The sequence below is a fragment of the Bacillus sp. UMB0893 genome, from assembly GCF_002858905.1.
Lineage (GTDB): Bacteria > Bacillota > Bacilli > Bacillales > Bacillaceae > Bacillus_P.
Window position 1 is genome coordinate 16,154 of record NZ_PKLB01000001.1, and the last position, 13,501, is coordinate 29,654.

General features: G+C 39.4%; 8 protein-coding genes. 5 read left to right on the plus strand and 3 right to left on the minus strand.

From position 1 onward, the window contains the following. Positions 1-294 precede the first annotated feature (294 nt). Together CYJ36_RS00095 and CYJ36_RS00100 are read right to left on the minus strand one after the other, a co-directional pair. Positions 295-1,686, minus strand: a complete 1,392-nt coding sequence (locus tag CYJ36_RS00095) for an amino acid permease (RefSeq protein ID WP_101563633.1) — start codon at positions 1,684-1,686, stop codon at positions 295-297. A 344-nt stretch (positions 1,687-2,030) separates the two neighbouring features. Beyond that, positions 2,031-3,806, minus strand: coding sequence for an alpha-glycosidase (locus CYJ36_RS00100; RefSeq protein ID WP_101565549.1), 1,776 nt, complete (start codon positions 3,804-3,806; stop codon positions 2,031-2,033). A gap of 423 nt (positions 3,807-4,229) precedes the next feature. On the opposite strand from CYJ36_RS00100, the gene CYJ36_RS00105 reads away from it, so the two are divergent. The 5 genes from CYJ36_RS00105 to CYJ36_RS00125 all read left to right on the plus strand — a co-directional run bounded on the left by CYJ36_RS00105 (position 4,230) and on the right by CYJ36_RS00125 (position 10,776). Continuing rightward, positions 4,230-5,534 carry a sugar ABC transporter substrate-binding protein gene (locus CYJ36_RS00105; protein ID WP_101563635.1) on the plus strand — a complete coding sequence of 435 codons (1,305 nt, stop codon included), beginning with the start codon at positions 4,230-4,232 and terminating at the stop codon, positions 5,532-5,534. A gap of 212 nt (positions 5,535-5,746) precedes the next feature. Beyond that, positions 5,747-7,048 carry a carbohydrate ABC transporter permease gene (locus CYJ36_RS00110; RefSeq protein ID WP_101563637.1) on the plus strand — a complete coding sequence of 434 codons (1,302 nt, stop codon included), beginning with the start codon at positions 5,747-5,749 and terminating at the stop codon, positions 7,046-7,048. Then, positions 7,048-7,884 carry a sugar ABC transporter permease gene (locus CYJ36_RS00115; protein WP_101565551.1) on the plus strand — a complete coding sequence of 279 codons (837 nt, stop codon included), beginning with the start codon at positions 7,048-7,050 and terminating at the stop codon, positions 7,882-7,884. Before CYJ36_RS00110 ends, CYJ36_RS00115 begins: the two co-directional genes overlap by 1 nt. A 133-nt stretch (positions 7,885-8,017) precedes the next feature. Continuing rightward, positions 8,018-9,553, plus strand: a complete 1,536-nt coding sequence (locus CYJ36_RS00120) for an alpha-amylase family glycosyl hydrolase (RefSeq protein ID WP_101563639.1) — start codon at positions 8,018-8,020, stop codon at positions 9,551-9,553. Between the two features lie 176 nt (positions 9,554-9,729). After that, on the plus strand, positions 9,730-10,776 hold the full coding sequence (locus CYJ36_RS00125; RefSeq protein ID WP_101563641.1) for a LacI family DNA-binding transcriptional regulator: 1,047 nt from the start codon (positions 9,730-9,732) through the stop codon (positions 10,774-10,776). A 165-nt stretch (positions 10,777-10,941) separates the two neighbouring features. Here the strand turns inward: CYJ36_RS00125 and CYJ36_RS00130 are convergent, their stop codons facing one another. Beyond that, positions 10,942-13,326: a penicillin acylase family protein gene (locus CYJ36_RS00130; protein WP_101563644.1), complete on the minus strand. Its 2,385-nt coding sequence runs from the start codon at positions 13,324-13,326 to the stop codon at positions 10,942-10,944. Between the last annotated feature and the right edge of the window lie 175 nt (positions 13,327-13,501).

The following is a 13,501-nucleotide window of genomic DNA, read 5'->3' on the forward strand; positions in this document are numbered from 1 at the left end:
TAGCCGGGGAGGCTCCCATCCCTCACAGCGGAAAGCAAGTGCCTGCAGCGAAAATCCACGGGTACAATTAATAACCAATAACAACAATCAATGCGAAAACAGCCTTTCTATAACATTGTTGCTTTTCAATCATATTTAATGTGTTTCATCGTTATTTTAGAGAACGTTTCGTTCGATTTTATTTGAAAAAAGCACGATATCCTAATTAATAGACTCCGGAAAATAACAATCAATGCGAAAACAGCCTCGATAAAAAAGGAGACAAGATGATCTTCACCTTGTCTCCTTTTAAATTTAGCTGATTTTGTGCTGAGATACAGACTTATTGCTCTTCTTATGAAAACCTTTTCCGTAATAAATCGCAACAAGCAGAAGGATCCATGCAGGTCCTACAATTAATGCGATTCTAGTATCTGGGAAAATGGCCATTAACCCAACTACCAATGCCAGGAAAGCAAGTGATAAATAAGATGTGAATGGGAATAAAGGCAGTCTGTATTTTAGTTTCTTCACTTCAACAGGCTTCATCGCTTTACGGAATTTAAGCTGAGAAAGCAAGATCATCGACCAAGTCCAAATCGCACCAAATGTCGAGATGCTTGTTACATACATAAATACTTTTTCAGGAACAAGATAGTTCAAAATAACACCGATTAATAGTGCTGCACCTGTTACCAAGATAGCAAATCCCGGAACGCCGCCTTTTGTCAGTTTTTCAAATGATTTAGGCGCCTCGCCCTGTTGAGCCAGATTAAACAGCATACGACCTGTGCTGAATATTCCTCCATTACAAGATGAAAGTGCAGCTGTTAAAACGACAAAGTTAATAATTCCTGCCGCTGCTGGAATCCCTATTTTTTCAAATGTTAATACGAATGGACTTCCTTGTGTACCAATCTGATCCCAAGGATAAATGGACATGATGACAAACAGCGCACCTACGTAGAAAATAAGAATTCTCCAAAAAACAGTATCAATTGCTTTTGTCAGTGTTTTTTCTGGATTTTTTACTTCTCCTGCAGTAACGCCGATCAGCTCGATGCCAAGGTAGGCAAACATAACCATTTGCAATGACATAAGCACTCCTGTAAAGCCGTTAGGGAAGAAACCGCCATTTTCCCATAAGTTGCTGATGCCTGTTGCAACGCCGCCGTTCCCGAATCCGAACAAAATCATTCCAAATCCAACAATAATCATAAAAATGATTGCGACAATTTTAATTAAAGCAAACCAAAACTCAAGTTCTCCGAAAAACTTTACAGCAAGGAAATTAACCGCTGTCATAATGGCAAGTGCAGCCAGAGCCCAGATCCATCGGTCCACATCTGGATACCAGAATTCCATATAGATGCCGACTGCAGTTATTTCAGCCATACATGTAATCACCCACAAGAACCAGTAGTTCCAGCCTGTTATATAACCAGCAAGAGGCCCTAAGTAGTTTCGTGCATATCTGCTGAATGAACCTGCTACAGGATTATGAACGGCCATCTCGCCGAGAGCTCTCATGATAAAGAACATAATCATTCCGCTAAACGCATACGCAAGCAGGATTCCGGGACCAGCCATCTGGATCGCTTTTGCTGAACCATAGAATAGCCCTACTCCAATTGCAGCTCCTAAAGACATAAGTGAGATATGTCTGGGCTCGAGCCCCCGCTGTAATTCTTGGTTGTTTTTGCTCATTTAATAATTCCTCCAAATCTTCTAAACTGCAGAAAATGGTAACGCTTTCAAAAATGTAAAAATATTACTGGGAAAATAAAACTTAACGTAAATGTGAGAAGTTTACTCATTAAGTTAATAATTGATTAAATAATAGCAAAAGAAATGAATAAAATCAAATATATTAATATAATAAAAATAGCTCATTAAAGTATAGTATTTCAATAGGAAAAGAGAATAAAAGCACAGAATGAGCTAGTCAGCTCCCAATTAAAAATAGGAATATATGAAACTTAATTGATGTAGTGAAAGCAAAATAAAAAGGGTAAAAATCATTATGATTTTTACCCGGGAAGTATATGAGATTAAACAGGTTGTTCAATCGAATAAAATGCCATTCCATAAGGCTTAACGGTTATTGTAAGTTGTTTTGCATGTGCAGCATATTCTTTTCCAGTCATCAGGTCCACTAATTTCGTATCCTGTAATTCAAACGGAAGGGCTGCAGTTAATTCGTTGGCAGAATTATTAAGGACTGCAATCATTTTTTCCTTTTTATTTTGCTTTGTAAAAATAACGTGATTTGTCTCATCATTTGCTTCAATATATGTGATATCTCCGCCATTTCCAAAGACAGGATATTGCTTTCTAAGACTAATCAGTTTTTTTACATAGCTGTATAACTCACGATCCTGCTTGTCCTCTTCCCAGATCATGCATTTGCGGCAGCCGGGATCCTGATCGCCATCCATTCCAATTTCGTCTCCGTAATATATACAAGGGGAGCCGATAAAGCTTAATTGGCAGGCGAAAAGAAGCTTAAGTTTTTCTTTTGAATGCTGGGCTGTATTTAAGATTCGCGGGGTATCGTGGCTGCCGAGCAGGTTGAAGGCTGCTTCATTTACATTTTTCGGATAAGAGTGAAGCACGCTCTCCATAATATTCACAAATTCTTCTGCACGCACTTTATCATTTGCAATGAAATTCATCGTGCCGGTAGTGAACGGATAATTCATGACGGCATCAAATTGATCGCCTTGAAGCCATGGCATAGCATCATGCCAGATTTCTCCCAAGATATAAACATCTTCTTTTTCAGCACGAACAGCCTGACGGAATTCGCGCCAAAATTGATGATCCACTTCATTGGCAACATCCAGTCTCCAGCCGTCAATGTCAAACTCGCGGACCCAATAGCGGCCAACTTCTAATAAATATTCTTTCACTTCAGGATTCTCTGTATTAAGTTTTGGCATGCTTTCTACAAAGGCAAAGGCATCGTAATTCAGGGAATCATCATCATTTTTCAGCGGGAAATCATGTATGTGGAACCAGTTCTTATATTTCGAGTCCATTCCATGCTGGAGGACATCTTGAAATTGCGGGAAAAAATAGCCGCTATGATTGAAAACAGCGTCAAGCATGATACGGATTCCGTTATCATGACATGTTTGAACGAGACGTTTGAACGTTTCTTTATCTCCGAATTGAGGATCAAGCTCCATATAATCAATCGTATCGTATTTATGGTTGGAAAATGCTTTAAATACAGGAGTGAAGTAAATACCGTTTATCCCTAAATCTTTAAGGTAATCAATATTCTGGATCACACCTTCAAAATCGCCTCCGAAGAAATTATCACTCTTTGGCTCTGTGCTGCCCCATGCTAATGTTCCTTCAGGATTAATAGAAGAATCTCCATTTGCAAAGCGTTCCGGGAAAATTTGATACCAGACCGTATCCTTCACCCATTCAGGAGCTTTAAAAACATCAATTTTATTTAAAAATGGAAATGCAAAATATGGCGCTGTATCATCTGTTGAAACCTCATTAATGAATCCTTTTTCCGTATAAACTAGTGTTTCTTCTTTAGATGAGAGTTCAAAGCCATACCTCAAGCGTCTATATTTTGGTTCTACAGCAGCAAACCAATAATCAAATAATTCATCTGAACCGCTTTTCTCCATTGCTGCTTTTTCGACCAGCCAATTTTTATCTTTCCAGAGATAAGGATCGCCGTGGACAAGACTCACAGAATCAACATCATTCTTTTTTGTTCGAAGACGAATATGTATTGTCTTTTGATCATATGCGTAGGCATATTGGTTTTTCGGGCGATGGTAAATGGCTTCTTTCAGCATGTTCATCACTCACTTTCTTAATTTTTAAAAAATAGATTAAGCGGACTCATATAGAATATGAGACAGGTATATACTGTTAGAAGGCTGAGACATTCTGCCTATTTCAATAATCACCTTAATTCGGCAAAATCCAGAACATGAACCCATTATAAATCATTAGGAAAACGTTTGCATATATTTCGAAAAATATATTGACTTTTAATTCTAGCAAAATTAAAATAAAAATTAGTTATTAGGGAAAACGTTTGCACAACGGGTTTGCCGGCTGTGCCTTTCTACAACTCAAAACGTTTTTCTAATTTTTTGAGATTAATAGGAAGCGTTTTCATTATTAAAAACGAGACTTTGGTTTCGGTTGTGCGGATTGCCTCTGGGTAATAAGTACAATGAAATAGATCACAACAAAAAAAGGTGGGGAAATGAATGAGAAAGATTTTATCTTTATCTTTAATTGCTTTGCTTATGTTTGCACTGGTTGCATGCAGCAAGCCCAGCAGCTCGGAGCCGGAAAAAACAGAAGGCGGCGACAAAGAGGGCGACAAAAAAACAGAAGAAGCAGTAGATTTAACACCTGAGGAAGGTGCAGAATTAGTACTTTGGGATAACGCTGATGCAGAAGCTGAATGGGCAACTTATGTAGCAGAAGAATTCACAAAGAAATATGACATACCTGTTGAAGTACAGGAAGTAAACCATGTTGACGCAGCTGGAAAGCTTGAAGTTGACGGTCCTGCTGGCCTTGGGGCGGACGTATTCCACGCACCGCACGACCATGTAGGTAACATGGTAAAAGCTGGTCTTATTTATGAAAACGTATTAGCAGAGGAATATAAAGAAACTTTCCTGCCTGCTGCTATCAGCGGTACATCTTACACTGAAGAAGGCGGCGAGTCTAAACTTTACGGATTCCCAATGGCAATTGAAACATACGCACTTTATTACAATAAAGATTTAGTTGACAAACCTGCAGAAACATTTGACGAAATTTTCGAACAATCTAAAAGCTTTGCTGGAGACGGCAAATACGGCTTCATGATGGAGCCTGCTAACTTCTACTTTGCACATGCATTCTTTGCGGGCTACGGCGGTTACATTTTCGGAAACGATAACACAGATGCTAAAGATCTAGGAATAAACAATGAAGGCGCTGTTGCTTCAGGTGAATTCATGCAGCGCATGAATAAAGAACTGCTTCCATTGAAAAAAGAAGATATTACTGGTGACTTAATCAGTTCATTCTTTAATGAGAATAAATTAATGTACCGTATTTCAGGTCCTTGGGATATTAAAAACCATGAAGAAGCTGGCATTAACTTCGGTATTGCACCGCTTCCTAAATTAGATAACGGCGAAACTCCAAAAAGTTTCTCTGGAATTAAAGCTTACTATGTAAACTCTTATTCTAAATATCCAAAAGCAGCTACTTTATTAGCACAATTTGCAACAAGCAAAGAGATGCTTCAAAAACGCTTTGAAATGACTGGTCAGCTTCCACCGCAAACTGAATTGATTGAGAGCGATGCAATCCAAAATAACGAAATTGCATCTGCATTCCTAGAGCAGGCAGAATCTGCATTACCAATGCCAAACATTCCTGAAATGCAATCTGTATGGGGTCCAATGGAAACAGCATACACAACAATGTGGAATGATGGCACAGAACCTAAAAAGGCACTTGACGCAGCACTTCAGCAAATTGAAGATGCAATCTCTTCACAAACGAAGTAATAGTCAGTTTGAGCCGATACCTATGGTATTGGCTCAAATTTTATCCTTTATTGGCAGGCAGCAGCCTCTACCTCTATGCTGGATGGGAAGCATGGAAAAGAGGTGCGGGTTAACTGCCCGTAAATGGGGACAGCAAAGGGGAACCGGGGAAAACACATGATGAATTTTCACAATATACACTACTTTCAAACAACGTGAGGAGGCCTGACATAATGCGCGGACCAGCTAGAATAGGTGCATTACTATCATTTTTACTAATGGGGCTTGGACAGATTTATCATCGTCAATATTTAAAAGGAATTTTATTTATCCTTTTGGAAGTTTACATTTTAGTGTTCTGGTCTTTGCCTTTCAGATATGCAATGTGGGGCTTAACAAGTCTTGGCGATACACCGCAGTCGCGAAAAGGATTTGAAGTTGTACAGGGAGATCATTCTATCTTTTTAATGATTGAAGGCATTATTTTCTTAATTTCCTTCTTATTATTCTTATGGGTGTACTACTTAAATATCCGGGATGCATATAAAGTCGGAAAACTTCGCGAGCGCGGCATTAAACCAAACTCAGCAAAAGAAACGTTAATGAATGTTTGGGAAAACGGTTTTCCTTACATTTTATTAACTCCATCCATTCTTTTCACGATGTTCTTAACAATCCTGCCGCTATTATTTGGGGTCATGATTGCATTTACAAATTACTCTGGTCCGAATCATTTGCCTCCTAAAGCTTTAGTTGACTGGGTTGGCTTTGATACATTTCTCAACCTTTTTCAGTTAAAAACATGGAGCACAACGTTCTATGGGGTATTTGGCTGGACAGTTGTATGGGCGATTTTATCTACAGCAACAACATTCTTTCTTGGTTTGATTTTTGCAGTATTAATCAATCACAAAGGAATTAAACTGAAACGCTTATGGCGCAGTATTTACATCTTGCCATGGGCTATTCCTCAATTTGTCAGTATTTTAATTATGAGAAATATCTTTAATGGTGAATTTGGACCGCTTAATCAATATTTAAGAGCAATTGGACTAGAAGCTATCCCTTGGCTTTCAGATCCGATGTGGGCAAAAGTCACACTGGTAACAGTTAACATGTGGTTTGGATTCCCATTCTGGATGGTTCTTATGAGCGGTGTTATGACTACAATTGATAAAGAAATGTTTGAAGCAGCGGATGTTGATGGTGCAACGCCTTGGAATAAATTTTGGAAGATTACGATGCCAATTGTGATGTTCTCAACAGCTCCATTGTTGATCATGAGCTTTGCAGGAAACTTCAACAATTTCAACATCATTTATTTATTAACTCAAGGTAATCCTGTTAACGTGAATTACAGCTATGCCGGTTCAACAGATATTTTAATCAGCTGGATTTATAAAATGACGCTTGAACAAAGTCAGTTTGCCACAGCTTCTGTTGTTTCGATTTTAATCTTTGTCGTTGTAGCAACTCTTTCTATCTGGAATTTCAGAAAAACTAAAGCATTTAAGGAAGAGGATATGATGTCATGATGAATAGAAAACTTACTGATAAACTCGTCGTTGGCATTATCTATGCCATTTTAGTCATAACAGCCATCTTAGTACTGTATCCGGTTTATTTCATCCTTATCGGATCATTAAATCCAGGGGATTCATTGTTTTCAACAAAGCTGATTCCTGAAGCATTAAGCATTGAACACTATCGTTATTTATTTGAGGAAACGAAATATTTAACATGGTATCAAAATACATTCAAAATTGCCTTTTTCAACATGATTATTTCAACATTCCTTGTGGTAACAGCTGCATATGCATTCTCGCGTTTCCGTTTTCCAGGGCGCAAACAAGGTTTAATGGCTATGCTTGTTCTGCAAATGTTCCCAAGCTTTATGGGGATGATCGCCATTTACATTCTACTTCTTCAAATTGGATTATTAGACAATCACTGGGGACTTATCCTTGTTTATGCTGGCGGATCGATTCCGTTTGGTGCCTGGCTTGTAAAAGGATATTTTGACGGACTCCCAAGAAGTTTAGAAGAAGCAGCGAAAATGGATGGGGCAAGTCATACTACGATTTTCTTCAAAATCATGATGCCCTTATCAAAGCCAATCTTAGTTTTTATTGCTGTAAATAATTTTATCGGACCTTGGATGGACTTTATTTTTGCCCGTCTGATCCTTCGTTCAAATGAGAACAAAACGCTTGCAGTCGGTCTTTTCGAATTCGTTACTGGGCGAACAAGTACCCAGTTTACTACTTTCGCAGCAGGGGCTGTACTTGTAGCCGTACCGATCACAATCCTATTCTTGATTTTCCAAAAATATATTGTTGAAGGCCTGACAGCTGGCGCGAATAAAGGATAAGAAATCAATTTCATATTGAAATAAATGCCGCAATTTAATAGTCTTATACGTAAAGCTGTCTATAATTATCATATTTCCCCACAGTAGAGAAAGAGATGAAAAACAGCTAATACGCAGTAAGGGGGGCAGAGGGATGCTTAAGCGATTCGTACAAGTACTAATCATCCCTTTTTTCCTTCTCACATGTTATTCAGCAAACATTGCGAATGCAGAAGAGAAGGAAGATCGATCTTGGCAAGATGAAAGCATGTATTTTATTATGATTGACCGTTTTAACAATGGTAATGCAAGCAATGATTTTGAAGCAAATCCGAAAGATCCGAAAGCCTACCATGGGGGAGATCTTCAAGGAATTATTGATAAACTGGATTATATTCAGGAAATGGGGTTTACATCCATTTGGCTGACACCTGTTTTTGATAATGAAGAAGGCGGTTATCACGGCTATTGGATTCGTGACTTTAAAAAAGTGGATGAGAACTTCGGAACTCTTGATGATGTTAAAACGCTTGTAAAAGAAGCCCACAAACGGGATATAAAAGTTGTACTTGATTTCGTAGTAAATCATACCGGTTATCAGCATCCATGGCTGCAGGACCCTGAGAAAAAAGACTGGTTTCATGAAAAAAAGGATATTGCTAATTGGCAAAATCAAGAAGAAGTAGAAAATGGCTGGCTGTTTGGATTGCCTGATTTGAACACAGAAAATCCTGAAACGCGGGCATTTCTGATGGATGCAGCAAAGTGGTGGATCACCGAGACAGATATTGACGGATATCGATTAGATACTGTTCGGCATGTTCCGAAAGACTTTTGGGAAGAATTTTCGAAAGAAGTAAAATCAGTGAAGGAAGATTTTTTCCTGATGGGAGAGGTTTGGGATAAAGATCCCCGCTACGTAGCAGGTTATACGGAAACAGGAATTGATTCTGTCGTTGATTATCCTTTTTTTGAAGATGCTTCTGCCGTTTTTTCAGATGTCGGCGGTTCTCCCGGAATGCTTGCGAATGTGTTTAAGCGCAATAAAGTGCTTTACAAGGATCCTTATATTTTAGGGAATTTTATTGACAATCACGACAATGAACGGTTTACAAGAAAAGCCATTTCTAATAATCAAAACCCGGTCACGCGATTAAAAATGGCATTGACTTACATGTATGCTGCACCTGGTATGCCAGTTGTGTATTATGGAACAGAAATTGCATTAGATGGCGGCAAAGATCCAGACAATCGAAGGATGATGAATTTCCGTGCAAATGATGAGCTGATTAAATATGTGTCTAAGCTCGGAGAAATTCGTTCGGAGTTTCCATCTTTAAGACGCGGTGATATGGAAGTTTTATATGATGAAAAAGGAATGACGATCCTCAAGAGAACCTATGAGGAAGAAGTAACCGTAATAGCCCTGAATAATACAGATAAATCAAGAAATGCAATCCTGACAGCAGAAGTGCTGGATGAAAATAAAGAACTGCGCGGTTTGTTGACAGGTGATATTACAAAAGAAAAAAATGGCAAGTATGAAATCATACTCGACCGCGAAACATCTGAGCTTTACGAAGTGGGCGAAAAAACAGGACCTAATCTTCCGCTGATCAGTGTATTCGTTGTCGTACCGGCATTGTTTGCAGGATTTCTTTTTATGAACAGAAGAAAGAAGCAAGGATAAAATCAGTGATGCTAAGGTGAAATAAAGTTCTTGCCTTTAGCTTTAAGGTATTCTGATTCCCAATATTTGAATCCGTTTACAAGCTGTTCATAAAGAGAAAAAGATGATAAATTAGAATTTCAATATGGAATGCTGGAACTTGGCTCCAAGCATATTGAAAGTAAGAGAGGGATGGGATTGTGGCAACAATAAAAGATGTCGCAAGGTTAGCGAATGTAGCTCCATCAACGGTTTCGAGAGTTATAGCTAATAACCCGCGTATAAGTGAGAAAACAAAAGAAAGAGTCAGGGAAGCGATGAATGAGCTTGGATATCATCCGAACTTTATCGCCCGCAGTTTGGCAAATCAATCAACCCAAGCGATTGGTATTATTATTCCAGGATCAGCTGATAAAGCGTTTTTGAACCCATTCTTTCCAGAAGTCATTCGCGGGATAAGCAAAGGAGCTCATCAAAAACATTATGCACTCCATATGTCAACAGGTGAGACGGATGCGGAAATCATGGAAGGCGTCGTGCAAATGGTAGAAGGCAAACGGGTAGATGGAATTATCCTATTGTATTCTCAGGTCGATGATAAACTGACTAAATATCTGCTGCTCAAAAATTTTCCATTTGTCATAGTCGGAAAACCATTCAAAGACGTTGAGCGCATTACGCACGTAGATAATGATAATTATCGCGCTGCAAAAGAAGTAACAGAGCACCTTATTGAGCTTGGCCATAAGCGCGTTGCCTTCATCGGCGGAAATCTAAAACTTGTTGTGACTATCGAGCGGCTTTTAGGATATGAAAAAGCGATTCGAAATGCAGGTTTAAACTATCGTGATGACTATATCGTACACGCCCAATTCTTAAAAGAAGGCGGACAGGCAGCCGTTCAGGAACTGTTCAAACTGGATGAGCCGCCAACTGCTCTTGTCGTTGCAGATGACTTAATGGCGCTCGGTGTTTTGAATATGCTAGATGATATGGGAATCAATGTCCCAAATGACGTTTCCGTAGTATCGTTTAACAATGTAATGCTCTCAGAAGTATCGAGACCGCCGCTTACGACAGTGGATATCAACATTTTTCAGCTTGGCTACGAAGCGGCCAAACATGTCATACATCTTGTTGAAGATCCATTAGATCCAATCAAGAGGATTATCATCCCTCACAAACTTGTGAAACGACAATCGTGCAAAAATAATTCGACAGTAGAAAAGCTGCATCATGCCTGATGCAGCTTTTTTATTTTTGTAAAATTCATATAGATTTACTGCTTCATAAAGTGCGGAGCGGTACCCATGTTAATATAAATCGGCCAGAAAAGTGAGAAAATGGCCGGAAAATTTTTGTACAGACACACACATATATGGTACGAGTAGAAAGAATAACACCGTAATTTATTCCTTCGGCAATAATGTTAATCCTTTTTCAGTTTGCTCAGCATGAATATCTGTCAAATGATAATTGCCGCTGATCCAATCATCAAGCTGATCATGATACCATTTACTTTTGACATGTCCTGATTGTCCAGGTCCGACGATATGATGGCCTTTGCTTATTTCGGCTGCATCGATTACAAAGCGCCAGGAAGCACCGTGATCGACGACTCCTTCGGCAGTATAGCTTGCTGCCCCAACTGTAATTTGGCTGCCCCCGACTGGCAACGGCTTTTCGTTATTAAACAGCCATTTCAATACAGGAGATGCTGATGAGAGAGGATGGCCAAAATAAAGCTGGTGATAGTCGCCCCAGTTCCAGTCCTCAGGGTTCTTGCCGTATTCTTCTATAAGGGAAGAAACTACATTCCTGAACGAAGTATGCAGAACTTGATCCAGACCCCCTTTTTCTGCAATCCAATCAGATTCATCACCATTTAAAGCACGTCTCAGCAGTTCATCAACAATACCTTGTTTTCCTTCAAATAGAGTATCCATATTTTTAGGAACAGCTTCTTTAAATAAGGTTACTGGAATTTCTTTCATTAACAAATGAAAGAGCAGAGGAGCTGCCATTTCTTTATCATCTTGAAGATTCCATTTACCTAAAAGATTAGCTGCAGCTATTTCAGTATCATTCAGATCTGACGCGCTAATCCTTTCAAGCAGCGGGTGTAAAAATTCCTCCGCATACAAGTTTCGCTGGTCCATCTGCAGATTCTTCATATCATTTAAAGTGAGCTTTTTACTTGTCTCTAACACTTCTTTGATTCTCTTATACCTGTACGGCTGTGCCCAATGATGGCTAATATGGTAAGGATAACTTTCATCGATCACCTTGTTGTTGGCTGTTGCAACAAAGCCTTCTTCAGGGTTTATCACCCGCGGAAGCTCGTCATAAGGAATAAATCCCTCCCATTCATATTCGTCTGTCCAGCCTGGTACAGGGATCAGTCCGTCACCTTTTTTTCTGATTGGAATCTTTCCGTTTGCTTTATAGGCGATGGTTCCATCTGATCCGGCGAAAACGAAATTCTGTGTTGGAACGTGAAAGTCAGTGAGTGCATCTTCGAACTCATCCCAGTTTTTTGCTTTATTCATCGACAGCACAGCTTGAAATTCTGCAGAAGGCATAAGTGCCGTCCATTTCATCGCAAGTGCGGTATCTTTATGTTTATCAAATGCAAAATCTGACACGATAGGGCCATGACGCGTTTCAACGACCTCATAATCAAGCGTTTTAGCATCCTTTATCGCGATTGGCTCGCTATGTACTGTTGCATCTTCCCATTTATTGTTATATAAAAATTGATGCGGATTGTCTGGATTTCTTTTTTCAATATATAAATCCTGAACATCAGGGCCTGTATTTGTTACACCCCAGGCAATGTGATCGTTGTGGCCAAGAATAATTCCTGGCACTCCTGCAAAAATAACTCCGCTCACATTCATTTCTTCTGCTTGTAAATGCATTTGATACCAAATGGATGGGGTGCCGAGTGACAGGTGAGGATCATCTGCAAGCAGCGGTTTTCCGCTTTTGCTTTTTTCACCGCTTACGACCCAATTGTTGCTTCCATTAAATTCAGGAGGGATGATCGCACTGGCAAAGCTTTTTTCAATTTCTAAATGTACATCTATATAGGCAGTAAGAATTTCAGGTGCATCTTTAGGATAGGATGGGAATAAGTCATATGCTTTTTCCTCAGGGAACGTGTCGAGCGCCCAATAGCGAAAAGCTTGTCCAGACCAGTGTCCGCCTAAATCGAATGCCATGTATTTTCCAATTGTTAATGAGTCAATCGGTGTCCAGCTCGCAGGCTCATAACCAAGAAGCTTAAATTCAGGCGGAAGAGTTCCATTCGCGCTAGCTTCTTCTATAAAGGCATTCACTCCATCTGCAAACCATTTCATAGCTTCCTTGGATTTTTGGTCGTATTCAGGGTAGGAAGCTTCTGCTGCTCTTCTTAAGCCCAGTGTCCGGAAAAACTTGTCTCTATCAACGGCAGCTTCGCCAACAACCTCACTTAGCATTCCAGACGCCTGCCTGCGGCTTAAGTCCATTTGAAATAAGCGGTCCTGAGCCTGGACATAACCTTGTGCAATATATAAATCTTGTTCCGATTGAGCACTGATATGAGGAACACCATTTTTATCTCTCGTTACCTCAACTGCATTTTTGATACCGCTTACATTAATGTCTCCGCTGAGTTTAGGTAGACTTTTTTCGATGTAAAGGTTAATGAAAATGACCGCACCAATCATTAAAAATAATAATCCTCCAAGGCCAATCCAAACGGCTTTTCTCCGCATAGGTCTTACTTTTCGTACTGCTTGTGCTTCCATGACCTTCACTCTCCAAATATCAGATAAGTGAATATATTACACTTTTATCATCAAAATCCTTTTGGCTTAAAAAATTTAGCTTAATGAATAAAAAGGAGCCCATGGTGGTTTCCTTATTAATTATTCTGCTTCCTCAACTTCTCATAAGATTTGTCTATACCTTTTTCTTCTTTCT